This window comes from Streptomyces sp. NPDC006261 (genome assembly GCF_040613515.1).
In the GTDB taxonomy this organism is placed as follows: domain Bacteria; phylum Actinomycetota; class Actinomycetes; order Streptomycetales; family Streptomycetaceae; genus Streptomyces.
The window spans coordinates 53,536-77,551 of sequence record NZ_JBEXSI010000001.1; the positions used below are offsets into that span (position 1 = coordinate 53,536).

Genomic DNA, 24,016 nt, shown 5'->3' on the forward strand with positions numbered 1-24,016 from the left:
TCGCCAGGGTTCGCCAGGGTCCGCCAGATGGTCTGCCACCCGTGACCCGGTGTCAGGTAGGAAAGCGCCACCCCGCCCGGCAGCCCTAGGTACTCCCCAGGGTGCCGAACGGCCGTCGGCCGGGTTGGCGCACGTAACTTGTCGGCGCACGAAGGGATCTGTCTCGCCCATGTACACAGCATCGTCCTCCGTGTCCGCCCCGCCCCGGCCGCTCCGTCCCATGGGGACGGGCGGCGGGCCGTATCTCGCCCCCCACGCCGGTGCGCCGGCGCAGGGTCTGGGCCGGACCCGGCGGGCGGCGGGACCGGGTACCGGACCTCTCAGCGGAAGAATCGACCTCTCCGGGCCGCAGGGCGCACAGGTGCGGATGGCCATCGCCTCCGTGCAGCGCATCTGCCCCGAGTTCAACCCGGTCCAGGTCCTGCGGCGCAGCGGCCGCTCGGTCCTGATCGTGGGCACCACCGGGCGGGCCACCGCCGTGGCGAAGTGTTTACTGGACCACTCGCCCGCCTGGACGGAGCGGTTCCAGCACGAAATAGCGGCGTACCGCGCGTTCGTCCGGCACAGGCCCCCGGTTCGGGTGCCCCGGCTGATCGCGGCGGACCCGGAGAACTGCACGCTGGTGATCGAGCGGATGCCCGGCCGGGTGGCCGCGCTGACCCGGCATCCGGCGGAGGCGCCGCCGCGCGCCGACATCCGTGCGGCGCTCGGTGCGATCGCCCGGGTGAACGCCTGGCGGCCACCGGCCGGGCTGTTCGAGGCGCCGCTCGACTACGCCTCCCGGATCGCCCGCTACCACGAGCTCGGCCTGTTCACCGACCGCGACCTGGGTGACCTGCAGAAGCTGCTGCACGGCCTGGCCCAGGCGGGCGGCCGCCAGGGCATGGGCCAGTTCTGTCACGGGGACGCGCTTCTCTCGAACATCCTGCTCTCCCCGACCGGCCCGGTGCTGGTCGACTGGGAGCACGCGGGCTGGTATCTGCCGGGCTACGACCTGGCGACCCTGTGGGCGGTGCTCGGCGACGCCCCGGTGGCGCGACGCCAGATCAGCCAGCTGGCGCAGGCCAGGGGGCCGGCCGCCCGGGACGCGTTCCTGGTCAACCTGATGCTCGTCCTGACCCGGGAGATCCGTAACTACGAGACGGCCGTGCAGCGCACCATGCGCGAGGCGCCCGCAGCGGCCGCGGGCCAGGACCGGCCGGGTGCGCTCTCCTCGGGCGAGGAGCAGCGGCTGCTGCTGCGCAGGCTGCACGACGACTGCGCGATGGCGCGGCGGGCGGTGCGGGCGGCGGTCGGGACGCGCTGATCGCGCGCATGACGGGCGCCGTCGGCGCGGCCGCGCGGGTCTTCGGGGGAAGTCGGGCGTGCCGCCTCCTGTCGAGGACCCACGACAGAAGCCACTGCGTAGGGAAGCGCGCTGCGGGACCGGTGCCGACACACCGGTCCGGCAGCGTGCTGTTCTGCGTTCCGCCCCTCAGCCGAGCCGATGGGCGCGCTGTTCCGTGCCGGGCGCGGCGAAGCTCAGGCCGTTCTCGTCGAGGGCGTTGAAGACGCTGATCCGGTGCGCCTCGAAGACGAAGCTGACATCGACGACCCCCCGGGCGGGGCCCCCGCCGGTCCATTCCAGCAGCTCCGTGCGGAGCAGAGGAAGACCCAGAGGGGCTTTGAGGCCGTCGAGGGGTTCCTGGCGCCATTCCAGCGCGAAGCCGGGCCATCGGACCGGGCTGCCCGGGTCGATCCCGTTCCAGGTGATGGACAGGTCGTCGAAGCGGTGGTGGTTGATCTCGACCTGCTCACCCTCGAAGTCGAGCAGAACCGGGCAGTCGCTGAACCAGGCGTCGTCGCGCAGGTCCCACACCGCCCATACGCGGGTCAGTGTCCGGCCTTCCAGAGCGTGCAGACGGAGCCCTTGTTCCCGCACCACCTCGCGGCGCCCGTGCAGCCACGCCGGGCGGTAGCCCGCCACCCCGAAGTCGAACACGGCGTCATCGTGCCAGAGCCACACGAAGGCTCATCCGGTGGGCCGGACACTCCCACGGGTCGCCTCCCCGCGTGACCGGGCACTGACTCTGCGGCACCTCGAAGCCCTCCGCGGGTGAGGCGCGCCACGAGACCCACGTCACCTACGAACCACGGTAGTGGGTGTGAGCCCTCGCCCGCGGCGCCGCGAAACACCTGAAGCAGGTATTCCGCCCATTCTCCTACCAAGGGTAGTAAATAGGGTCATTGCCTCCTGTCCCGGTGGCCGTTAACCATGGATCTCGGCAAGCACCGAGACCGAGCCTGCGACGACCGCCCACCGGCGTTCGGCAGCCGATCGCCCTCGGTCTCTGCTCACGCGGCCACAGGCCGCAGATCCCGTCCCCAAAAGGAAGAGCTCACGCATGCCCCGCACCATCCGCATCACCCGCTCCCACAAGCTCGCCACCGCCGTGCTCGTCGCGGCCGGCTCCGTCACGGCCATCGCCGCGACCGGCGGGCAGAGCGACGCACAGCCCGCCGCGGCCAAGACCTCCATCGCCGCGGAGAAGGTCGCCGGTGTCTCCACGGCGAAGGAAGCCGCGGCCAAGAAGGCCGCCCAGGAGACCGCCGCGAAGAAGTCCGCCGACGACGCGGCCGCTGCGAAGAAGGCCGTGGCCGACCGTAAGGCCGCCACGGAGAAGGCTGTCGCCGACCGTAAGGCCGCGGCGAAGAAGTCCGCCGAGAAGGCACGCTCCGAGAAGCAGGCCGCCAACCGCTCCACCGAGCGCAAGGCCGTCGCCGCACCCAAGCAGTACAAGAACAACCTCGACGGCTGGATACGCGAGTCGCTCGACATCATGAAGAAGAAGAAGATCCCCGGCTCCTACGAGGGGCTGCACCGCAACATCATGCGCGAGTCCAGCGGCAATCCGGACGCCGTCAACGACTGGGACATCAACGCGCAGAACGGCATTCCCTCCAAGGGCCTGCTCCAGGTGATCCAGCCGACCTTCGACGCCTACCACGTCAACGGCACCCCGAAGAAGCTCACCGACCCGGTCGCCAACATCACCGCTGCCGCCAACTACGCCGCGGACAAGTACGGCTCGATCGACAACGTCGACTCCGCGTACTGAGACAAGTCGTACGGAGACTCGGCGTACCGAGTCGACTCCGCCGACTGAGCGGACCGCCACCGAACGGAACAGATCAGACCGCGATTATCTGACTAATCGCCCTGGTGCGTGCCCCGGTTGGCCGAAGGGTAGAGCTGGCGCGGACACCACTGGTCCGCGCGCTCGCCGCGCGGAGGCTTCCGGAAAGGCCTGACGCACATGGCACAGCCCTTCTCACTGCCGGACTTCTATGTTCCGTATCCGGCGCGGCTCAACCCTCATGTCGAGGCGGCACGGACGCACACGCGTCAGTGGGCGCGCGGCATGGGGATGCTGGAGGGATCCGGCATCTGGGAGGAGAAGGACCTGGAGGCGCACGACTACGCCCTGCTCTGCGCCTACACCCACCCCGACTGCTCGGCCGAGGCACTGTCCCTGGTCACCGACTGGTACGTGTGGGTCTTCTTCTTCGACGACCACTTCCTGGAGCTGTTCAAGCGCACCCCCGACCGTGAGGGCGCCAAGCGGTATCTGGACCGGCTGCCCGCCTTCATGCCGATGGAGCGCGGGGCCGCGACACCCGAGCCGGAGAACCCCGTCGAGGCGGGCCTCGCCGATCTGTGGACGCGCACGGTCCCCGCGATGTCGGACGCCTGGCGGTCCCGGTTCGCGGAGGCCACGGAGAACCTCCTCAACGAGTCCTTGTGGGAGCTCGCCAACATCAACGAGGGACGCATCGCGAACCCCGTCGAGTACATCGAGATGCGCCGCAAGGTCGGCGGCGCCCCCTGGTCGGCCGGGCTCGTGGAGTACGCGGCCGGCGCCGAGGTGCCCGCACAGGTGGCCGACGCACGGCCCCTGCGCGTCCTGCGCGACGCCTTCTCCGACGGGGTCCACCTGCGCAACGACCTCTTCTCGTACCAGCGCGAGGTCGAGGACGAGGGCGAGAACAGCAACGGGGTCCTCGTCCTGGAGAAGTTCCTCGGCTGCTCCACGCAGGAGGCCGCTGAGGCCGTCAACGACCTGCTGACCTCACGGCTCCAGCAGTTCGAGAACACCGTCCTGACCGAACTGGGCCCGCTCTGCGCGGAGAAGGGCCTCGACCCGGCGCAGACGGCGTCCGTCCTCGCGTACGTCAAGGGGCTTCAGGACTGGCAGTCCGGAGGCCACGAGTGGCACATGCGCTCCAGCCGCTACATGAACGGGGGCGGGGCCGGCGAGGCGGTGGCGGGCTTCGGCATGTCCGCCGCCTCGATCAAGTTCACGGTGCGTTCGGAGACAGCGCGGGCACGGAGCCACAGCCACCGGCCGTACCAGCACGTGGGCCCCTCCCTTCTGCCGGACTTCGATCTGCCGTTCGGGACGACGCTGAGCCCGCACCTGGAGGGTGCCCGGGTACGGCTCGTCGACTGGGCACGCCGGATGGGCCTCCTGGAGGCGCAGCCGGGGGTTTCGGGCTCGCACATCTGGGACGAGGAACGGATCATCGCGATCGACCTCCCCCTGTGCGCGGCGGGGCTGCATCCGGACGCGACGCCGGACGAGCTGGACCTCTCCTCGGGATGGCTGGCCTGGGGGACGTACGGCGACGACTGGTTCCCCGTCGTGCACGGGCGGGCCAGGGACCTGGCGGGGGCTCGGCTGGCCAACGAGCGGCTCTCGCTGTTCATGCCGCTGGACGGCGAGTCCACGCCCGAGCCGGTGAACGCGCTGGAGCGGTCGCTGGGCGATCTGTGGCGCAGGACGGCGGCGCCGATGGACCTGGGCGCGCGGCGCACCTTCCGGGGCGCGGTCGAGTCGATGACCGAGAGCTGGCTGTGGGAATTGGCCAACCAGGCGCAGAACCGTATCCCCGATCCGGTCGACTACGTCGAAATGCGGCGGGCCACCTTCGGCTCGAACCTGACGATGAGCCTGTGCCGGCTCGGACACGGCAGGAAGGTGCCGGACGCGATCTACCGGAGCGGCCCGATGCAGTCGCTGGAGAACGCCGCGGCGGACTACGCGTGCCTGATGAACGACCTGTTCTCGTACCAGAAGGAGATCGAGTACGAGGGTGAGGTGCACAACGGCGTCCTGGTCGTGCAGAACTTCTTCGGGGTCGACTATCCGACGGGCGTGGCGATCGTGCACGACCTGATGAAGTCCCGACTGCGGCAGTTCCTGCATGTGGCAGACGTCGAACTCCCGGTGCTGTACGACGACTTCGGCCTGGACGCCGAGGCGCGGGAGGTGCTGGCGGGCTATGTCCTGGAGCTCAAGCACTGGATCGCGGGCATCCTGATCTGGCACCGGGGCTGCCGCCGGTACCGGGAGGAGGACCTGCGGCGCGGACACGGTGCACCCTGGCACCTCAGCGGCCCTACGGGGCTCGGCACCTCGGCGGCGCAGGTGACGCGGCTGATGGCCGAGCCGGCGGGCAGCAGGGCGTAGTCCCGGGCCCGCGCCAGGGGCGGGCAGGCGTTAGGGGGTACAGGCCGGCCCCGGCTCGTCGCGAGGTTCGGGTGGGGGCCGTGGCCGGACGCGTAGGGCCGCCCGCATATGCGGGCGGCCTATGCAGTGACGTTTCAGCCCTGCTGGAACAGCTCTGCGGGAAGGGGCTTGAGGAGGGTGTACAGGTCGTCGGTGATGGGGCGGTCCCAGCTGGCGATGGTCACGAGCACCCCGTCGCTGCGGTCGAACTGGACGCAGGCGATGCGGCTCTCCGAGAGCTTCACCCGGCGGACGATCAGCAGGTTGTCGCCCTGCATCACGGGGACGTCCTCGCTGCTGACGACCTCGATCGGCTCGTCGTTCTCCAGGGCCAGCAGCAGCTGCGCGACCTCGAAGGGAACCTGGCCGTCCTCGGTCTCGCGGGCGGGCGAACCGGCCGGAAGATTACCGATGATCATGGCCGGGCCGCGGCCGCCGTACAGGTCGTAACGGAGGAAGACGCCCTGGCAGCTGCCGTCGGGCGCGGGGAGCAGACCGGCGCCGAGGTTACCGGGCCAGTCCCCCGGGTCCATGGCCAGGACGTCGAAGTCCGGGCCCGCGGGTGTTGCGGCGCTACGGCGGCGGAGGAAGGACATGCTGCCATGTTACGTGGCCCGGCTCACGTTGCGGAGCCGGGCCCGGGGCGGAAGGCCGCCCCGCTGCATCGGCCCTCAGGCCGCCTGCCGGAATCCGAGCGGCGCCCCGGCGCAGACTCTTCCGCGTGGAATCGGAGCAAGTTCGCCCGCGACGAGGCCCCGTGCCGCATACCGTTGGATCACCGCAGTGCCCCGTCCGTCGCGGCAGCGGCGAGTAGGGGAACGGTGATGCGCCGCGGGACGCGGGGTACGGCGATACGTCGGGAGAGAGGACAGGATGACGGTGGAGGGCACAGTGAGCGGGCTGGAAGAGCGGGTGGCGGGGCGCGCGTGGATGGTGCGCCTGGACCCGGCCGACCGGGGAGGTGCGGCGGTACGCGTCTCGTGCGGCCGTCCGGCCTGCGCCCCCCAGGTTCTGCCCTCCGCCGCCGTCGGCCGCACGGCTGCCGTCGCGCACCTCGCGACCCATCTGCGAGCCGCCTCGCAGCCCCGGCCCGAGGCGTACTGCGCCTGCCGGGCCGAGGAGTGCCACACACACGTCCGGGCCGACGGCCCGCGCGACCGCGCCCCGGCCCTGCGGTGCGGAGGACCGGTGGTCCTGGCGGTCATCAACGACCGGCAGGGCCGCTGGTGGCAGGCCCTGGAGTGCTGCGCACGCTGTGCGGCCGCCCACCCCTCGGCGAAGATCGTCGCCACCACCCCGGCCGCCACCGCCCGGACCGCCACAGCCCCGGCCTCAGCCGGACCGGCCCCCGCTGCGGGAGCACGCGGAGCCGCGGGCCCTCCGCCCGTCCCGGTCGGCCCGCACTTCTCCCACGCCTCCTCATCCCCGGCCCCCGTGCCCCGGGCGGTGCCCGCCCCCCGCCCGAAGCCCCGGCGCAACCGCCGGTCCGGGAAGATCGCGCAGCGCATCGTGCCCTACGACCTGCGCCCCGTCGCCCTGCGCGACGAGCTGATCGAGCTGGGCGATCTCTTCCGTGCCTACCAGCAACGCCCCGAACCCGACCTGGAGCAGCTCGCCGACCTCCACGCCCGCAAGGCCAAGGCCTTCCGCACATGGGCCGAGGTCACCGGGGAGACCGAGCTGCGGCTGGACGCACGGCGCGCCGAGCAGGCGGCCGCCGCCGCTCTCCTCCAGCACCAGCAGCGCACCGGCCAGAGCCCGGTCGGCGAGGGGAAGGTCACCAACCGCCTGCTGCCCGGGCTCACACAGTGGGAGCACGCGCGTACGGTCCTCGCCCACGTCGCCGATGACACCCCCCTGCCCGGCCCGGAGGCGCGTCTGATGGCGGTGATGCTGACCCTGCGCTCAGCGCTCACCGGTACCGGCAACCTGGTGGGGCAGGACGTCAAGGGATTGCCCCTGACGGAGCCCGAGGAGCTGATCGGCCGGCTCGTGGACTCTGGCTGGCTGTCCATCCCCGGCACCGCCGACGATCTGCTCGCCTCACGTCCGGAGAGCCCCACGCCGATCACCATCCCGTCCCTGATGCCCGACGGCGACGGCCAGGGCCCGTTCGATTTCGGCCGCAAGACCCGCCCCAAGCTCAGCGGATGGGCCCAGAGGGTCGTCGGGGACAAGAAGCTCCGCAAGAAGAGGACCGGTGCCGCCACCCGGCTCCTCGCCCTGGCGCTGGCCGTCCGGACCACGACCGACGGACAGCTGGGGGCCGGGGGCGAGGGCGTCGACCTGGAGGTCCTCACCTCCTGGTGTGCCGTCGAGCCCGACGGGCTGGAGCCTCTGGTGGAGCAGTTGACGGCGGCGGACTGGCTGGAGGAAGCCGCCGTCACCGACGGCCGCCTCACAGGCCGGCTGGCCGAGCGGGTGCTCCAGGTCAGCTGCCCGCTGCCCTGAAGGCACACGCATGCCCTCAAGGCCGCACACCGCACAGCGGCGCGGGGCGTCACCCCGGCGGGGGCTGCGATCCGACGAGCCACATGGCGAAGAACTGCGCCCCGCCCCCGTAGGCGTGGCCGAGCGCCCTGGCGGCCCCGTCGATCTGGTGCTCGCCCGCCCGGCCCCGTACCTGCAGAGCCGCCTCGGCGAAGCGGATCATGCCGGACGCGCCGATGGGGTTGGCGGACAGCACACCGCCCGAGGGGTTGACCGGGAGGTCGCCGTCGAGTCCGGTGACGCCCGCCTCCGTGAGCTTCCAGCCCTCGCCCTCACCGGCGAAGCCGAGGTTCTCCAGCCACATCGGCTCGTACCAGGAGAACGGGACGTACATCTCGACGGCGTCGATCTCCCGGCGCGGGTCGGTGACCCGGGCCTGGCGGTAGACGTCGGCGGCACAGTCCTTGCCCGCCTGCGGGGAGACGAAGTCCTTGCCGGCGAAGAGCGTCGGTTCGCTGCGCATCGCGCCGCCGTGCACCCAGGCGGGCGGGTGGGGCGCGCGGGCGGCGCCTTCCCGGTCGGTGAGGATCATCGCGCAGGCCCCGTCGGAGGAGGGGCAGGTCTCGGAGTAGCGGATCGGATCCCAGAGCATGGGCGACGCCTGGACCTTCTCCAGAGTGATGTCCGCGTCATGGATGTGTGCGTACGGGTTCTTGAGCGCGTTGCGGCGGTCCTTGTACGCGACGAGGGAGCCGACCGTGTCGGGGGCTCCCGTGCGGCGCATGTACGCGCGCACGTGCGGGGCGAAGAAGCCGCCGGCTCCGGCCAGCAGGGGCTGCTGGAAGGGGACGGGCAGGGAGAGGCCCCACATGGCGTTGGACTCGGACTGTTTCTCGAAAGCGAGGGTCAGGACGGTCCGGTGGACGCGGGCGGCGACGAGGTTGGCGGCGACGAGTGCGGTCGATCCGCCGACCGAGCCCGCCGTGTGCACGCGGAGCATCGGCTTGCCCACGGCTCCGAGCGCGTCGGCGAGATACAGCTCCGGCATCATGACGCCCTCGAAGAAGTCGGGCGCCTTGCCGATGACGACGGCGTCGATGTCGCTCCAGGTCAGTCCGGCGTCCTCCAGGGCGCGGACCGCCGCCTCGCGGACCAGGCCGGCGAGGGAGACGTCGTGCCGGGCGGCGACGTGCTTGGTCTGGCCGATGCCGACGACAGCCACGGGCTCCTTAGGCATGAGCGCTCTCCCCTTCCAGGACGGCGACCAGGTTCTGCTGCAGGCAGGGCCCGGAGGTGGCGTGGGCGAGGGCCCGGTCGGACTCGCCGCGGTGGATACGGGCGGCGGCCTCGCCGAGCCGGATGAGGCCCGCCGCCATCACGGGGTTGGCGGCGAGCGCCCCGCCGGACGGGTTGACACGGGTCTCGTCCCCGAGCCTGAGGGCCTTGCGCAGGACGACTTCCTGCGAGGTGAACGGGGCGTGCAACTCAGCGGTGTCCACCGGCCGTTCGAAGGCTCCGGCGTGCTGGGCGGCGAGCCGGGTGGAGGGTGAGTCGGTCAGATCGCGGACGCCGAGGCTGTGGGCCTCGATGCGGTGGTCGATGCCGCGGATCCAGGCGGGCCGTGCGCACAGGGCGCGGGCGGTGCCCCCGGCGGCGAGGATGACGGCGGCGGCGCCGTCGCCGACGGGCGGGCAGTCGCCGGTGCGCAGCGGATGCACGAGGTGGTCGCCCGCGGGGACGTCGCCGGTGAGCTGGGCGTACGGGTTGGTGGTGGCGTCGGCGCGGCTGCGGGCGCCGATGGAGGCGAGGGCCGCCTCGTCGGTGTCGCCCGCGTCGATGAGGGCCTGCGCCTGGAGGGCGGCGAGGGCGACGGAGTCGGGCCAGAGCGGGGCGAGGTAGTACGGGTCGAGCTGGCGGGTGAGGACGTCGCGGACCTCGCCGGGCGAGGACTTGCCGTAGGAGTAGACGAGTGCGGTGTCCGCCTCACCGGTCATGATCTTCACCCAGGCCTCGTACAGCGCCCAGGCGCCGTCCATCTCGACGTGGGACTCGGAGATGGGCGGGTAGGCGCCTACGCCGTCGAGCGCCATGGTGAAGGAGAAGGCGCGCCCGGCGAGGTAGTCGGCGGAGCCGGAGCAGGTGAACCCGATCTCGTTGGCCTTGAGGCCGGTCGCCCCGAGGACCTCGTGGAGGACGGGCATCAGCAGGTCGACCTCGGAGAGTTCGTCGGTACGCCGCCGGTGGGCGGTCTGGGCGAAGGCGACGATCGCCACGTCTCGCATCTACACCAGCTCCTTGTACGTGTCGTAGTCGGCGTCGGGCTCGCCGGTGGGCCGGTAGTGGTCGGGGTGGCGGGCACCCCGGCCACTGCCGGCCCAGACGGGCTCGACGCGCAGGCCCATGCGCACCTGGTCGTACGGGATGCCGGCGATGCGGCCGTGGAGGGCGAGGTCGGCGCCGTCGAGGGCGATGTGGGCGTAGACGTACGGGACTTCGATGTCCAGGTTCTTCGCTTTGATGTTGACGATGCAGAAGGTGGTGACGGTCCCGCGGGGGCCGACCTCCACCTCTTCCTCGGTGGCGATACCGCAGGTGGGGCAGGCGCCGCGCGGCGGTACGTAGACCTTGCGGCAGGCGGGGCAGCGTTCGCCGACGGTGCGGTGGCCTTCGAGGGCCTTGAGGTAGGTGCTCTGCGCGCGGCCGGGGGTGTGGACGTAGTCGAGGCGGGCGGGGGCGACGATGCCGGTGACGGCGTCGGTGAACTCCCCGTCATGCGGCGCGGGTTCGTCCGGGTCTGGCTCACCGTCGTACGGCTCGAAGCAGGCGATGTCGGTGATGGCGCCCGTGCGCGCCGCGGCCCAGCGGATCCGGACCCGCATCCCGGTGTGTACGGCGTCGGGTCCGGGGGCGTCCAGGGCGTGCAGGAGCGCGGTGGCTGCACCGTCGAGGCGGACGAGGACCCAGGCGAACGGGGTCTCCAGCGGCTGGTTGCGACGCGGGGAAGGATTCCAGGCCCAGGTGGTGACGGTGCCGGTGGCGGCGACCTCGACGAGCTCGTGGAGCTCGTTCGCGGTGACGGGGTCGTACTCGACGGGCGGCACGAGCACCGTGCCGTCGTCCGTGCGGACCCCGAGGACGGTGCGTTCGCGCAGCCCGGTGAGGAAGGCGCTCTGGACGGGGCCGAGGGAACGGGTGAAGGGGAATTCGACCACCAGCGGGGCGCTGAGGATGTCGGTCATGGCTCTCTCCGAGGCTGGGGAATCAGAACGCAGGGCTCAGGACTCGGGGCCCAGGGCTCAGGCACGCCGGTAGACGGGCGGGCGTTTCTCGCCGAACGCGCGGGCTCCCTCCTTGGCGTCCTCGGTGGCGAAAACCGGCCAGCCGCGCTTGAGTTCGGCGGCCAGCGCGTCGCTCTCGGTCAGCTCGGCGCCCTCGTAGACCGAGGCCTTGACCGCCTCGACGGCGAGCGGCCCGCAGGCGTTGATCCGCTCGGCGACGGCGAGGGCCTCCTCCAGGGAGGTGCCGTCGGGCACGACCCTGCCGATGAGCCCGATGGCGGCGGCCTCGTCGGCGGTGTAAGGGCGGCCGGTGAGGAGCATTTCGAGGGCGTGGGTGCGGGGGATCTGGCGGGGCAGCCGGGCGGTGGAGCCGCCGATCGGGAAGAGGCCGCGCCGGACCTCGAAGAGCCCGAAGGTGGCGCCCGCCCCGGCGATGCGGATGTCCGTTCCCTGGAGGATCTCGGTGCCGCCGGCGACACAGGGCCCTTCCACGGCGGCGATCACCGGTTTGCGCGGGCGGTGGTGGCGCAGCATCGCCTTCCAGTGGAGGTCCGGGTCGGCGGTCATCCGCTCCCGGTACTCCTCGCCCCCCATCCCGCCGCGCGCCAGCGCCTTGAGGTCCATGCCGGAGCAGAACGCGCCGCCCGCCCCGGTCAGGACGACCGAGCGCACCTCGTCGTCCGCGTCGGCCGCGAGCCACCCGTCGTACAGGCCGACGAGCATCGGCAGCGACAACGCGTTCCTGGCCTGTGGCCTGTTCAAGGTGAGCACCAGCGTGGCGCCCTGGCGCTCCACGGTGAGGTGTTCCGTACCGAGGTGTTCCGTACCGAGGTGTTCCGTACCGAGGTGTTCCGTACCGCCCATGACGAACTCCCGTCTCCAGACTGGAACAGGTTGCAGTAGGCGGGGTCGCAGTTCAATAGTTTCCTGACAGCTCGTCAGATTCATTCGGCGCCGCCCCTTCCCACTTGTGCCGCCCGGCGCTCTAATGACGGCCGAGTCGCCAGTCACCCGGGGTCAGGAGGAACGGTGGAGTACAACCTTGCCGACCTGTTCGAGTCGGTCGTCGACGTGGTCCCCGACCGCGAGGCGCTCCTGTACGTGGACCATCCCGGTACGGGTGCCGAGCGACGCCTCACCTATGCCGAGCTGGACGCCGCCGCCAACCGGATCGCCCACCACCTCATCGGTGCGGGACTCCGCCCGGGCGAACACCTGGGGCTGCACCTCTACAACGGCATCGAGTACCTCCAGACGGTCCTGGGAGCACTCAAGGCACGCCTGGTGCCGGTGAACGTCAACTACCGCTACGTGGAGGAGGAGCTGGTCTACCTCTACCGGGACGCGGATCTGGCGGCGCTGGTCTTCGACGGCGGGTTCGACGAGCGGGTGGCAGCGGCGTCCGCACAGGCTCCGGTCCTGCGCCACCTGGTCCGGGTCGGGTCCGCCGCGGCGCCCGGAGGCATGGATGCCGTGCCCTTCGCCGAGGCCGAGGCTTCCGGCTCACCCGCGCGCGGCTTCGGACCGCGTTCGGCGGACGACCAGTTCATCATCTACACCGGCGGAACGACCGGGATGCCGAAAGGGGTGATGTGGCGTCAGGAGGACTTGTTCTTCTCCGGCCTGGGCGGCGGCGCGCCGACCGGTGAGCCGGTGAAGAGTCCGCAGGAGCTGGCGGAGCGGGTGGCGGCGGGCGGCGACGGCATCACCTTCTTCCCCACTCCCCCGCTGATGCACGGCACCTCGACGCTGACCGCGTTCATCGGGTTCAACTTCGGCCAACGCGTGGTCGTCCACCGCAAGTTCGCCCCGGAAGAGGTTCTGCGGACGATCGAGAGGGAGAAGGTCACCAGCGTGTCGCTGGTGGGCGACGCGATGCTGCGTCCGCTGATCGACGCCCTCAACGGGCCGCTGCGCGGGACGGACTGCTCGTCGCTGTTCTCCGTCTCCAGTTCCGGGGCGATCATGTCGGATTCCGTGCGGGCGGAGTTCCAGACGCTCGTGCCGACCGTGATGCTGCTCAACAACTTCGGCTCCTCCGAGTCCGGCTTCAACGGCACGGCCACCGCCGACTCGGGCCCCGAGCGGGGCTTCCGGGTCCAGGTCAACGCCCGTACGGCCGTGGTCGATCCGGCGACGTATGAGCCGGTGGCGCCGGGCGAGGTGGGCCGCATCGCCCAGCGTGGCCATGTGCCGCTCGGCTACTACAACGACCCGGCCAAGACCGCCGACACGTTCTTCCGCAAGGGCGATGAACGGTGGGTGCTGCTGGGCGACATGGCGACCGTCGACGCGGAGGGCATCGTCACCGTGCTCGGCCGTGGCTCGCAGTGCATCAACACCGGTGGGGAGAAGGTCTATCCGGAGGAGGTCGAGCAGGCGCTCAAGTCCCACCCGGACGTGTACGACGCGCTCGTCGCGGGCGTCCCCGACGAGCACTGGGGCAGCAGTGTCGCCGCTGTCCTCGAACTGCGCGGGGGTGCAGCGGCGTTGGACCTCGACGCCGTGCAGGCCCATTGCCGGACCCGGCTCGCCGGGTACAAGATCCCCCGCGCCCTGGTCCTCACCGACCGGATCCAGCGCTCGCCGAGCGGCAAGGCGGACTACCGGTGGGCAAAGGCGGTGGCGGCGGCAGCCGGCACCGGGGCAGGAGGCCGACCGATCACCCCAGGCCGAACGACCTGATCGCCGCGAGGAACGCGTCCGGCCGGGTCGTGTGGACGAGGTGGCCCGCCTCCACGGTGATGAACGCTCCCCCGGGGATGGTGTCCGCCATGTGGGTGAGCTGCGTCTGGTCGATGTGGCTGGTGGGGCCGCCGCCGATGACCAGGACAGGGGCGGTGATCTCCGCGAGGCGTTCGCGGGCGGTGGGGTCGGGGTCGTTCAGCTGGGCGTCGATGTCCGGGACGACGGACCAGTCGAAGTCGAGCTCGCCTGCGGGGCGCTCGGCCGGCGGCCGGGGCGGGTCGAGCGGAAGGAGCGGCGGGGCGTCCTCGATGACCAGCCGTCCGATCAGCCCGGCCTCCCGCTGGGCGAGGAGGTAGGCGGCCACCCCGCCCATGGAGTGTCCGATCAGGGTGGCGCCGGTCAGGTCGCCGGCCTCCAGGAAGGCGAACAGGTCGTCGCGGAAGAGCTCGAAGGAGTAGCGGCCGGGCCAGTCGCTGAGCCCGTGGCCCCGGAAGTCGAGGGCGTACACGCGGTGTTCGGCGGCGAGCTCCTCGGCGATCCGGGTCCACGTGAGGGAGGAGCCGGCCCGGCCGTGGAGGAGGACGACGGGCGGTGCGGAAGGCTCGCCCCACACCCGGTACGCGAGCCGGACCCCGCCCGCACGCACGGTGAGGACGTCCGGGTCGAGAAAGGCCGCCACGGTACGAAAGAAGGCCCCCGGGTCGTCGAGCCACGGGAAGTGCCCCGCGCCCCGCTGGACGGTGAACTCGCCGTGCGGGAAGAGCGCGGCCAGCTCCCTCGCCCGGTCCGGGCTCGGGTGTCCGTCGTACTCCCCCGCGAGGACGAGCACCGGCGCGGCCAGCTCGCGCAGGGCGGGGACGGTGGCGGCGGGGTCGTACGCGCCGTCACCGTCGTAGCGGCCACGCGCCTCGGGGTTGGTCTGCCCGGCGGAGGCGGCGGCATGGGTCCGGGCCGCGTCGTCCCAGCGGCCGTAGGTGAGCGGCCTGACGGCGGGCCACAGCTCGGCGAAGGGCCCTCCGGCGAGCAGCGCCTCCTGGGCGGCCCGGGCCTCGGCGTACCAGGGCTCCCCGCTGCGCAGTTCGGCAGCGTCGCGCAGGTCCTGATCGGTCACCTCGATGCCGACGGCCCGGGTGGAGGGGGTGATCAGGGTGAGGGTGCGCAGCCGCTCCGGGTGCCGGGCGGCATACAGCTGGGCCAGGTGCGCACCCGCGGAGTGGGCCAGGAGGTCGATCCGGTCCAGGCCGAGGTGTTCGCGCAGCGCCTCCACGTCGTCGACGAGCCGGTCGCAGCGGTAGGTCGAGGGGTCCTCGGGTGCGGCGGACTCCCCCGTCCCGCGCAGGTCCAGCAGGACCAGCTGCCGTACGGCGGAGAGCCCGCCGAGATCGCCGAGATACGCACTCGCCCGCATCGGTCCGCCGGGCAGGCAGATCAGCGGCTCGCCCTCCCCCGCCAGGTGGTAGGCGAGCGGGGTGGTGTCGTACGCGGAGAAGGTCGGCATGCCGTCCATCAGAACAGGAACGGGTGAAGAGACGCACCGGGCTTCGCTACGAGCCGATCCGCAGGAGAGCCGCAGGCTGAGATCCGGGCCCGGCCGCGAACCGATCCGTGGACGATCCGTGGACGATCCGTGCGTTCCTCTTGCCAGCGCCCCCGGCCTCCTGAATTACTGCTTCCAGGAAGATCGACCGAATGATCGGTCGCCCGGTTCGGGAGAGGATGGGCCCTGATGACAGCCATGCTGGACGCGGCGGAGCGGCTGAGCCGCGCCGAGCTGGGGGCCCTCCAGCTCGAACGGCTCCGCACGACCCTGCGCCACGCCTACGAGAACGTGCCCTTCTACCGGGCCGCGTTCGACGGGGCCGGGCTGCGGCCCGAGGACTGCCGTACGCTCGCCGACCTCTCCCGCTTCCCGTTCACCGCCAAGGCCAACCTGCGCGACAACTACCCGTTCGGGATGTTCGCCGTGCCGGAGCGGGACGTCCGGCGCATCCACGCCTCCAGCGGCACGACCGGGCGCCCGACCGTCGTGGGGTACACCGAACGGGACCTGGACACCTGGGCGGACGTGGTCGCCCGGTCGATCCGGGCGGCGGGCGGCAGGCCCGGCCACAAGGTCCATGTGGCTTACGGGTACGGGCTGTTCACCGGCGGCCTCGGCGCGCACTACGGGGCCGAGCGGCTCGGCTGCACGGTGATCCCGGCGTCCGGCGGGATGACGGCGCGCCAGGTGCGGCTGATCCAGGACTTCCGGCCCGAGATCATCATGGTCACGCCGTCGTACATGCTGACGCTGCTGGACGAGTTCGAGCGGCAGGGCGTCGACCCGCGCACGACCTCCCTCAAGGTGGGGATCTTCGGCGCGGAGCCGTGGACGGAGGCGATGCGCCGGGAGATCGAGGACCGGTTCGCCATCGACGCAGTCGACATATACGGGCTCTCCGAGGTGATGGGCCCCGGGGTGGCGCAGGAGTGCGTGGAGACGAAGGACGGGCTGCACATCTGGGAGGACCACTTCTATCCGGAGGTCGTGGATCCGTTCACCGGTGAGGTGCTGCCGGACGGTGAGGAGGGCGAGCTGGTCTTCACCTCGCTCACCAAGGAGGCGATGCCGGTCATCCGCTACCGCACCCGGGACCTGACGCGGCTGCTGCCGGGGACCGCCCGGAACTTCCGCCGGATGGAGAAGGTGACCGGGCGCAGCGACGACATGGTGATCCTGCGCGGGGTGAACCTGTTCCCGACCCAGATCGAGGAGATCGTGCTGCGTACGCCCGCCGTCGCCCCGCACTTCCAGCTCCGGCTGACCCGGCAGGGCCGCCTGGACGCGCTGACGGTACGGGCGGAGGCGCGGGCGGACGCGACGGCGGCGGACCGGCAGAAGGCGGCGCTCACGATCGCGGCGGCGGTGAAGGACGGGGTCGGGGTGTCGGTGGGGGTCGAGATCGTCGACCCGGAGTCGCTGGAGCGCTCGGTGGGCAAGATCCGGCGGATCGTGGACCTGCGGGAGTCCGGCGCGGAGTGAACGGCGCCGGTGACCGACGTGTTCACACCACCGCACCACCCGTCCCCACTATGCGGACAGCTGGCCCAGGGAGGACTCGTACGAGCACAGTGAGCACAGCGCCCGTGCTGCGGATGGAAGCCGTCCGCAAGTCGTTCGGTACGTCGCTGGTGCTGCGGGACGTGAACCTGGAGGTCGCCCCGCACACCGTGACCGCGCTGAGCGGCGCGTCGGGGTCCGGGAAGTCGACGCTCCTGCGGTGCGCCAACCTCCTGGAGGAGATTGACGACGGGGCGATCTGGCTGGAGGGTGAGGAGATCACCGACCCCCGGACCGATGCGGACGGGGTGCGCCGGCGGATCGGGGTGGTCTTTCAGGCGTACAACCTCTTCCCGCACCTGACCGACCTGCAGAACATCACCCTCGCCCCGCGGCGCGTCCACTTGTCCGCGACGACCGCGCGGGCCGCCGACCACACGACGGCCTGACGGCCATGACCCGCTCCTCTCGGCAGACAGAACAGCCTCGCAGAGGTGGAAACGCGACAACTGACCAGCGGACAACTTTTCACGCCAACGATCTTTTGGTCCAGACCTCTTGACGATTGGTCTAGGCCTTCTTAGGGTCGCGGAGACACTGCGGGGGTGCCGAGGAGAGACACCACGTGCTCAAGGCCACGCAGGGTTGTCAGCCAGGGACCACCCCTGTCCTCCGGACCTCACCCGATGGAGCCCCCTTGAGCACTGCACCACGATGGCGCCGCACCAGATCGCCACGGAGCACCAGCCCGGACAAGCGGTCCAAGGTCCTCGCCGGCGCCACAGCGCTTCTCCTCCCCCTGGCCGCCATGGTCGGCCTGGCCAGCCCCGCCGAGGCCGCGGCCTCGGCCACCGCCACCTACGCCAAGGCCTCCGACTGGGGCTCCGGCTTCGAGGGCAGGTGGACGGTGAAGAACACCGGCACCACCACGCTCACCTCCTGGACCGTGGAGTGGGACTTCCCCACGAACACCAAGGTCACCTCCGCCTGGGACGCGACCGTCACCAACTCCGCCAGCCACTGGACGGCGAAGAACCTCGGCTGGAACGGCACCCTCGCCCCCGGCGCAGCCGTCTCCTTCGGCTTCAACGGCTCCGGCTCCGGCGCGCCCTTGGGATGCAAGCTCAACGGCAACCCCTGCGACGGCGGCTCCACCAACCCCGGTGACAACGCCCCCTCCGCCCCGGGCAAGCCCACCGCGAGCGACATCACCAACACGTCGGTGAAGCTGTCCTGGGCTGCCGCCACGGACGACAAGGGCGTCAAGAACTACGACGTCAAGCGCAACGGCGCCACCGTCGCGACGGTCACCGGCACCAGCTACACCAACAGCGGCCTGACCGCCGGCACCGACTACAGCTACACCGTGGTCGCCCGCGACACCGCCGACCAGACCGGCCCGGCCTCGGCCGCCACGACGGTCCGCACCACCGGCGGCGGTGGCGGTGAGAACCCCGGCGGCGGCAAGATCAATCTGGGCTACTTCACCAACTGGGGCTCCTACACGGTGAAGAACCTCGTGACCTCCGGCTCCGCCGAGAAGATCACGCACATCAACTACGCCTTCGGCAACGTGCAGAACGGCAAGTGCACCATCGGCGACGCGTACGAGGACTACGAGAAGTCCTACACCGCCGCCCAGTCGGTCGACGGCAAGGCCGACACCTGGGACCAGCCGCTGCGCGGCCACTTCAACCAGCTCCGCAAGCTCAAGGCGCAGCACCCGCACATCAAGGTGCTGTGGTCCTTCGGCGGCTGGACCTGGTCCGGCGGCTTCGGCCAGGCCGTCCAGAACCCGACCGCTTTCGCGCAGTCCTGCTACGACCTGGTCGAGGACCCGCGCTGGGCCGATGTCTTCGACGGCATCGACCTGGACTGGGAATACCCCAACGCCTGTGGTCTGACCTGCGACAGCAGTGGTCCGGCATCGATCAAGACCATGATGCAGGCCATGCGGGCCAAGTTCGGCCCGAACAACCTGCTCACCGCGGCCATCACCGCGGACGGCTCCAACGGCGGAAAGCTCGACGCGGCCGACTACGGCGGCGCCGCGCAGTACATCGACTGGTACGACGTGATGACGTACGACTACTTCGGCAGCTGGGCCGCGCAGGGTCCGACGGCCCCGCACTCCCCGCTGACCTCGTACGCCGGTATCCCCGCTCAGGGCTTCAACTCGGCGGACGCGATCGCCAAGCTGAAGGCCAAGGGCGTCCCGGCCTCCAAGCTGCTGCTCGGCATCGGGTTCTACGGCCGCGGCTGGACCGGCGTCACCCAGTCCGCCCCCGGCGGCAGTGCCACCGGCCCGGCGGCCGGCGTCGAGCCGGGCAACCAGTACTACAAGGTCCTCAAGACCACCTGCCCGGCCACCGGCACGATCGGCGGCACGGCGTACGCCCACTGCGGCAACGACTGGTGGAGCTATGACACCCCCGCGACCGTCGGCACCAAGATGGCCTGGGCCAAGAGCCAGGGCCTGGGCGGCGCGTTCTTCTGGGAGTTCAACGGCGACACAGCCAACGGCGAACTGGTGAGCGCGATCAGCAACGGTCTGAAGTAGCCGGTAACCGACACACCCGGCCCGCCCTCCCCGAACGTGGGAGGGCGGGCTTCTTTTCCGCTGCCGGGCGGCCGATCAGGTGCGCCCCGTCCCACGCCGATGGACGTCATGGGCCGCAAGGGCGACGAGCCCCGTGACGAAAGCGACCGGGCTGCCGTAGAGCAAAGGAGGACCCACGTCGGAGATGAGGTCTCCGATGGCGCGAACAGCGACGACGCCGATGTAGCAGAACAGGAACAGCGCTCCTGCGCCGAGCCTCGTCATCGGCCATTCCCCCTTCTGGTGATCACTCCTTCGTCCACGGTATGCCCCGCCCGTTTCGGTTCGATACCGCGGAGGGTGCGGCCCGTCAGGTCAGCCGGTCCCGCAGCTCCCGCTTGAGTATCTTCCCGCTGGCGTTGCGCGGGAGTCCGTCCACGAAGACGACCCGCTTGGGCGCCTTGAAGTGGGCGAGCTTCTCGCGGGCATGGTCGATCAGTTCGGTGTCGCTCGCCTCGCCTCGCAGGACGACGACGGCGGTGACAGCCTCGACCCAGCGCTCGTCGGGCAGGCCGATGACCGCTGTCTCGGCGACGGCGGGGTGGGTGTAGAGGGCGTCCTCCACCTGACGGGAGGCGACCAGGACACCACCGGAGTTGATGACGTCCTTCACCCGGTCCACGACGGTGAAGTAGCCCTCGGCGTCGCGGACCGCGAGGTCGCCGGAGCGGAACCAGCCGTCGCGGAAGGCCTCTGCCGTCTCCTCGGGCTTGTCCCAGTAGCCGGTGCAGAGCTGGGGTGAGCGGTAGACCACCTCGCCCGGGGTGCCGTCCGGGACCTCGCGGCCCTCCTCGTCGACGACGCGGGCCTCCACGAAGAGGACGGGCCGGCCGCAGGACTCCATCCTGCCCTCGTGCTCGTCGGGGCCGAGGACGGTGGCGAGCGGGCCGATCTCGCTCTGGCCGAAGCAGTTGTAGAAGGCCAGGTGTGGCAGGCGCGCGCGCAGCCGTTCCAGGACGGGTACGGGCATGATCGACGCCCCGTAGTACGCCTTGCGGAGGGCGGTGAGGTCGCGGGTGGAGAAGCCGGGGTGGTTGGACAGGCCGATCCAGACGGTGGGCGGGGCGAACAGGCTGTCGGCCAGGCCTGCTTCGACCAGGTCGAAGATCCGGTCGGCGTCCGGTCCGTCCAGGATGGTGTTCTCCGCGCCGACCGCCAGATACGGCAGCAGGAACACGTGCATCTGGGCGGAGTGGTAGAGCGGCAGCGAGTGCACGGGCCGGTCGCCGGCCGCCAGGCCGAGGGCGGTGATCGCGCTGACGTACTCGTGGACCAGGGCTCCGTGCGTCATCATCGCCCCCTTGGGGAGGGCCGTGGTGCCGGAGGTGTAGAGCAGTTGCACCAGGTCGCCGGAGCCGGGTGCGCGCTCCGGGGTGAAGGGCAGTTCGGTGTCCAGGGCGTCCAGGAGCGAGCCCGGCTCGTCGCGCAGGGCGCGTACGGGACGGCCCGCGGGGACACGGTCCGCGAGGTCCGGGTCGGTGAGGACGAGGGCGGAACCGGACTGGTCCAGGAGGTAGGCGAGCTCGTCACCGGTGAGGTTCTGGTTGACCGGTACGTGGACGAGTCCGGCCCGGGCGCAGGCGAGGAAGGCGATCAGGTAGACGTCGGAGTTGTGGGCGTACGAGGCCACCCGGTCGCCGGGTTGCAGCGCGTGTTCGCCGGTCAGGACGGCGGCCGCGGTGGCGACCGCCGCGTCCAGCGAACGGTAGGTCCAGGCCCGGTCGCCGTACCGCACGGCGGTCCGTTCCGGGGTGCGGCGGGCGCTGCGGGTGAGGACGCCGTCGACTGTGCTGCTGCGTACACCGGTCATGGCGTGATCCTGTGCGGCCGGGCCCGGCGGGTCAAGGGGCGGGTGAGGAGTGTCGGGGAGCGCCGACGCGGTTCGGATACCGACCAGACGGTTGACAGGAGCACGGCGCCCTGGCTGAGTGGCGCGTGGCCGCCCGTGAGCGGGCGGAACCGCCTTGTCCACCCGCCTTGTTGGGAGGAACACCCTTGACCTTCCGTAACCGTCTCAGGCTGTTCGCGGTCTCCGGTCTCGCCCTGTTCACCGTGTCGGCTTCGCTGCCGCCGGCCGCCGCTTCCGGAGAGTCGGAGGCTTGGCATCCGTCCGGTGGCGGGCTCTCCGCCACCGTGCGCTACACGGAGTACGGAATTCCGCACATCGTGGCGAAGGACTACGCGAACCTCGGTTTCGGCACCGGCTGGGCGCAGGCCGCCGACCAGGTGTGCACGCTGGCCGACGGGTTCGTCACGGTACGCGGCGAGCGGTCGGCGTTCTTCGGACCGGACGCGGCCCCGGACGGCTCGCTCTCCTCGGCGGCGAAGAACCTCTCCAGCGACCTCTACTTCCGGGGCGTCCGGGACAGCGGGACCGTGGAGGAATTGCTGAAGGTCCCGGCTCCGGCAGGTCCCAGCCGCGATGCCAAGGAGTCGATGCGCGGGTTCGCCGCCGGGTACAACGCCTGGATCGGACAGAACCGCGACCGCATCACCGATCCCGCCTGCCGGAGTGCCTCCTGGGTGCGGCCGGTCACCACGCTGGATGTGGCGGTACGGGGCTTCGCCCTGTCGGTGCTCGGCGGCCAGGGGCGCGGCATCGAGGGCATCACGGCCGCCCGGCCGCCGACGGCCGCACCGCCCGCAGCCGGGGTCACCCCGAAGGAAGCGGCAGCGGCGGCCCAGCGGCTCCTGTCGACGCAGAACGCCGACATGGGCTCCAACGCGGTCGCGTTCCGGGGTTCCACGACGGCGAACGGGCGCGGGCTGCTCCTCGGCAACCCGCACTACCCGTGGGACGGCGGCCGCCGGTTCTGGCAGTCGCAGCAGACGATCCCCGGCGAGCTGAACGTGGCGGGCGGATCCCTGCTCGGCTCGACGACGGTCTCGATCGGGCACAACGCGGACGTGGCGTGGAGCCACACGGTGGCGACCGGCGTCCCGCTGAACCTGCATCAGCTGACCCTGGATCCGGCCGATCCCACGGTCTACCTGGTGGACGGCAAGCCGCAGCGGATGACGCAGCGCACGGTCACCGTGCCGGTGAGGGGCTCCGCCCCGGTCACCCGGACCCAGTGGTGGACCCGGTACGGCCCGGTCGTCACCTCGCTCGGCGCGGCGCTCCCGCTGCCCTGGACGGCGAGCACCGCGTACGCGCTCAACGACCCCAACGCGACGAACCTGCGCAGCGCCGACACCTCGCTCGGCTTCAGCAGGGCACGCTCCACCGCCGGGATCGAGCGGACGCTCCACCACTCCCAGGGGCTGCCCTGGGTGAACACGATCGCCGCCGACCGGTCGGGGAATTCCTTCTTCTCCCAGTCGCAGGTGCTGCCGAGGATCACGGACGAGCTGGCGGCACGCTGCTCGACCCCGATGGGCCGGGCCACCTACCCGTCCGCCGGGCTCGCGGTGCTGGACGGGTCGACGTCGGCGTGCGCGCTCGGGAGCGACCGGGACGCGGTGCAGCCGGGGATCTTCGGGCCGGGCCGGATGCCGACGCGGAAGAACGCCCCGTACGTCGAGAACTCCAACGACAGCGCCTGGCTGACCAACGCCGACCGGCCGCTGACGGGGTACGAGCGGGTCTTCGGCACCATCGCCACCCAGCGGTCGATCCGGACCCGGGGCGCGATCGAGGATGTCGCTGCGATGGCGGAGCGGGGACGGCTGCGCGTCGCGGACCTGGAGCGCCAGCAGCTCGCGAACCGGGCACCGGCCGGCGATCTGGCCGCGGCCGACGCGGCGAAGTGGTGCGCGGCCCTGCCCGGCGGCACGCTGGTGGGCAGCGACGGTACGGCGGTCGACGTGTCGGCGGCCTGCCAGGTGCTGCGGCGGTGGGACCGGAGCGTGGACAGCGAAAGCCGGGGCGCGCTGCTCTTCGACCGCTTCTGGCGCAAGGCGGCAGCGGTACCCGCGGCGGAACTGTGGAAGGTGCCGTTCGACGCGGTCGATCCGGTACGTACCCCGCGCGGCCTCAACACCGCCGCGCCCGGCGTGGGCAGGGCCCTGGCCGACACGGTGACGGAGTTGCGGGCGGCGGGCATCGCGCTGGACGCGCCGCTGGGCAAGCACCAGTTCGTCGTACGGAACGGAAAGCGCATCCCGGTCGGTGGCGGCACGGAGTCGCTCGGTATCTGGAACAAGATCGAGCCGGTGTGGAACCCGGCGGCGGGCGGCTACACCGAGGTGTCGGCAGGTTCCAGCTACATCCAGGCCGTCGGCTGGGACGGCAGCCGGTGCCCGGTGGCCCGGACGCTGCTCACGTACTCCCAGTCGTCGAACCCCGACTCGCCGCACTACAGCGACCAGACGCGGCTGTTCTCGGGTGAGCGCTGGGTGACGTCCCGGTTCTGCGAGAAGGACATCGCCCGCTCGCCGCATCTGCGGGTGGTGCGGGTGCACGAGCGGCGGTAGGGGGTGGTGGGCCGGG

At 71.4% G+C, this 24,016-nt stretch carries 17 protein-coding genes and 1 pseudogene; 9 read left to right on the forward strand and 9 right to left on the reverse strand.

What is annotated here, in order from left to right; all coding sequences use genetic code 11:
- Positions 1 to 169: 169 nt before the first annotated feature.
- Positions 170 to 1,306 (forward strand): aminoglycoside phosphotransferase family protein, encoded by a 1,137-nt coding sequence (locus tag ABZ154_RS00300; protein ID WP_356827524.1) that lies wholly within the window; start codon positions 170 to 172, stop codon positions 1,304 to 1,306.
- 168 nt (positions 1,307 to 1,474) lie between these two features.
- Here the strand turns inward: ABZ154_RS00300 and ABZ154_RS00305 are convergent, their stop codons facing one another.
- The gene (locus ABZ154_RS00305) at positions 1,475 to 1,981 is read right to left on the reverse strand and encodes a hypothetical protein (RefSeq protein WP_356827526.1); all 507 of its coding nucleotides are present in this window, start codon (positions 1,979 to 1,981) and stop codon (positions 1,475 to 1,477) included.
- Between the two features lie 403 nt (positions 1,982 to 2,384).
- Between ABZ154_RS00305 and ABZ154_RS00310 the strand changes: the two genes are divergently transcribed.
- Entirely contained in the window at positions 2,385 to 3,098 is a 714-nt protein-coding gene (locus ABZ154_RS00310; RefSeq protein WP_356827528.1) for a transglycosylase SLT domain-containing protein, read from the forward strand.
- Positions 3,099 to 3,296: 198 nt separating this feature from the next.
- Positions 3,297 to 5,510, forward strand: coding sequence for a terpene synthase family protein (locus tag ABZ154_RS00315; protein ID WP_356827530.1), 2,214 nt, complete (start codon positions 3,297 to 3,299; stop codon positions 5,508 to 5,510).
- A 134-nt stretch (positions 5,511 to 5,644) separates the two neighbouring features.
- On the opposite strand, the gene ABZ154_RS00320 is transcribed toward ABZ154_RS00315, so the two are convergent.
- Complete coding sequence (locus ABZ154_RS00320; protein WP_026242033.1) at positions 5,645 to 6,145, reverse strand: hypothetical protein; 501 nt, start codon at positions 6,143 to 6,145, stop codon at positions 5,645 to 5,647.
- Positions 6,146 to 6,422: 277 nt separating this feature from the next.
- Between ABZ154_RS00320 and ABZ154_RS00325 the strand changes: the two genes are divergently transcribed.
- On the forward strand, positions 6,423 to 8,000 hold the full coding sequence (locus ABZ154_RS00325) for a hypothetical protein (RefSeq protein WP_356827532.1): 1,578 nt from the start codon (positions 6,423 to 6,425) through the stop codon (positions 7,998 to 8,000).
- A gap of 49 nt (positions 8,001 to 8,049) precedes the next feature.
- On the opposite strand, the gene ABZ154_RS00330 is transcribed toward ABZ154_RS00325, so the two are convergent.
- Genes ABZ154_RS00330 through ABZ154_RS00345 form a run of 4 tightly spaced genes read right to left on the reverse strand, consistent with a single transcriptional unit; the run spans position 8,050 to position 12,121 of the window.
- Positions 8,050 to 9,216 carry a thiolase domain-containing protein gene (locus ABZ154_RS00330; protein ID WP_356827534.1) on the reverse strand — a complete coding sequence of 389 codons (1,167 nt, stop codon included), beginning with the start codon at positions 9,214 to 9,216 and terminating at the stop codon, positions 8,050 to 8,052.
- Complete coding sequence (locus tag ABZ154_RS00335) at positions 9,209 to 10,261, reverse strand: thiolase domain-containing protein (RefSeq protein ID WP_356827536.1); 1,053 nt, start codon at positions 10,259 to 10,261, stop codon at positions 9,209 to 9,211. Before ABZ154_RS00335 ends, ABZ154_RS00330 begins: the two co-directional genes overlap by 8 nt.
- Positions 10,262 to 11,218, reverse strand: a complete 957-nt coding sequence (locus ABZ154_RS00340; RefSeq protein ID WP_356827538.1) for an OB-fold domain-containing protein — start codon at positions 11,216 to 11,218, stop codon at positions 10,262 to 10,264.
- A 57-nt stretch (positions 11,219 to 11,275) separates the two neighbouring features.
- Complete coding sequence (locus ABZ154_RS00345; protein WP_356827540.1) at positions 11,276 to 12,121, reverse strand: crotonase/enoyl-CoA hydratase family protein; 846 nt, start codon at positions 12,119 to 12,121, stop codon at positions 11,276 to 11,278.
- A gap of 165 nt (positions 12,122 to 12,286) precedes the next feature.
- Here ABZ154_RS00345 and ABZ154_RS00350 point away from each other — a divergent pair, with 165 nt between their 5' ends.
- Positions 12,287 to 13,942 (forward strand): acyl-CoA synthetase, encoded by a 1,656-nt coding sequence (locus ABZ154_RS00350; protein WP_356827542.1) that lies wholly within the window; start codon positions 12,287 to 12,289, stop codon positions 13,940 to 13,942.
- Here ABZ154_RS00350 and ABZ154_RS00355 read toward each other — a convergent pair.
- Positions 13,920 to 15,443 carry an alpha/beta hydrolase gene (locus ABZ154_RS00355; RefSeq protein WP_356827544.1) on the reverse strand — a complete coding sequence of 508 codons (1,524 nt, stop codon included), beginning with the start codon at positions 15,441 to 15,443 and terminating at the stop codon, positions 13,920 to 13,922. The two genes, ABZ154_RS00350 and ABZ154_RS00355, sit on opposite strands and share 23 nt — an antisense overlap.
- A gap of 228 nt (positions 15,444 to 15,671) precedes the next feature.
- On the opposite strand from ABZ154_RS00355, the gene paaK reads away from it, so the two are divergent.
- The 3 genes and pseudogenes from paaK to ABZ154_RS00370 all read left to right on the forward strand — a co-directional run bounded on the left by paaK (position 15,672) and on the right by ABZ154_RS00370 (position 19,545).
- On the forward strand, positions 15,672 to 16,967 hold the full coding sequence (paaK, locus tag ABZ154_RS00360) for a phenylacetate--CoA ligase PaaK (protein WP_356827546.1): 1,296 nt from the start codon (positions 15,672 to 15,674) through the stop codon (positions 16,965 to 16,967).
- A gap of 50 nt (positions 16,968 to 17,017) precedes the next feature.
- Positions 17,018 to 17,389: pseudogene (locus ABZ154_RS00365) on the forward strand (ATP-binding cassette domain-containing protein); the annotation flags it as partial.
- Positions 17,390 to 17,682: 293 nt separating this feature from the next.
- The gene (locus tag ABZ154_RS00370) at positions 17,683 to 19,545 is read left to right on the forward strand and encodes a glycoside hydrolase family 18 chitinase (RefSeq protein WP_356827548.1); all 1,863 of its coding nucleotides are present in this window, start codon (positions 17,683 to 17,685) and stop codon (positions 19,543 to 19,545) included.
- A gap of 75 nt (positions 19,546 to 19,620) precedes the next feature.
- Here the strand turns inward: ABZ154_RS00370 and ABZ154_RS00375 are convergent, their stop codons facing one another.
- Positions 19,621 to 19,809, reverse strand: a complete 189-nt coding sequence (locus ABZ154_RS00375) for a hypothetical protein (RefSeq protein ID WP_356827550.1) — start codon at positions 19,807 to 19,809, stop codon at positions 19,621 to 19,623.
- A gap of 85 nt (positions 19,810 to 19,894) precedes the next feature.
- Positions 19,895 to 21,394, reverse strand: coding sequence for an acyl-CoA synthetase (locus ABZ154_RS00380; RefSeq protein ID WP_356827552.1), 1,500 nt, complete (start codon positions 21,392 to 21,394; stop codon positions 19,895 to 19,897).
- Positions 21,395 to 21,579: 185 nt separating this feature from the next.
- Here ABZ154_RS00380 and ABZ154_RS00385 point away from each other — a divergent pair, with 185 nt between their 5' ends.
- A complete protein-coding gene (locus ABZ154_RS00385) occupies positions 21,580 to 24,000 on the forward strand; it encodes a penicillin acylase family protein (RefSeq protein ID WP_356827554.1) in 2,421 nt (806 codons plus the stop codon).
- Positions 24,001 to 24,016 lie beyond the last annotated feature (16 nt).

Excerpts from the sequence above, each read along its gene's own strand:
- ABZ154_RS00375 (WP_356827550.1), bottom strand. The coding sequence starts at position 19,809 with ATGACGAGGCTCGGCGCAGGAGCGCTGTTCCTGTTCTGCTACATCGGC.
- ABZ154_RS00310 (WP_356827528.1), top strand. The coding sequence starts at position 2,385 with ATGCCCCGCACCATCCGCATCACCCGCTCCCACAAGCTCGCCACCGCC.
- ABZ154_RS00315 (WP_356827530.1), top strand. The coding sequence starts at position 3,297 with ATGGCACAGCCCTTCTCACTGCCGGACTTCTATGTTCCGTATCCGGCG.
- ABZ154_RS00345 (WP_356827540.1), bottom strand. The coding sequence starts at position 12,121 with ATGGGCGGTACGGAACACCTCGGTACGGAACACCTCGGTACGGAACAC.
- ABZ154_RS00330 (WP_356827534.1), bottom strand. The coding sequence starts at position 9,216 with ATGCCTAAGGAGCCCGTGGCTGTCGTCGGCATCGGCCAGACCAAGCAC.
- ABZ154_RS00335 (WP_356827536.1), bottom strand. The coding sequence starts at position 10,261 with ATGCGAGACGTGGCGATCGTCGCCTTCGCCCAGACCGCCCACCGGCGG.
- ABZ154_RS00320 (WP_026242033.1), bottom strand. The coding sequence starts at position 6,145 with ATGTCCTTCCTCCGCCGCCGTAGCGCCGCAACACCCGCGGGCCCGGAC.
- ABZ154_RS00355 (WP_356827544.1), bottom strand. The coding sequence starts at position 15,443 with ATGCCGACCTTCTCCGCGTACGACACCACCCCGCTCGCCTACCACCTG.
- ABZ154_RS00325 (WP_356827532.1), top strand. The coding sequence starts at position 6,423 with ATGACGGTGGAGGGCACAGTGAGCGGGCTGGAAGAGCGGGTGGCGGGG.
- ABZ154_RS00300 (WP_356827524.1), top strand. The coding sequence starts at position 170 with ATGTACACAGCATCGTCCTCCGTGTCCGCCCCGCCCCGGCCGCTCCGT.
- ABZ154_RS00340 (WP_356827538.1), bottom strand. The coding sequence starts at position 11,218 with ATGACCGACATCCTCAGCGCCCCGCTGGTGGTCGAATTCCCCTTCACC.
- paaK (WP_356827546.1), top strand. The coding sequence starts at position 15,672 with ATGACAGCCATGCTGGACGCGGCGGAGCGGCTGAGCCGCGCCGAGCTG.
- ABZ154_RS00380 (WP_356827552.1), bottom strand. The coding sequence starts at position 21,394 with ATGACCGGTGTACGCAGCAGCACAGTCGACGGCGTCCTCACCCGCAGC.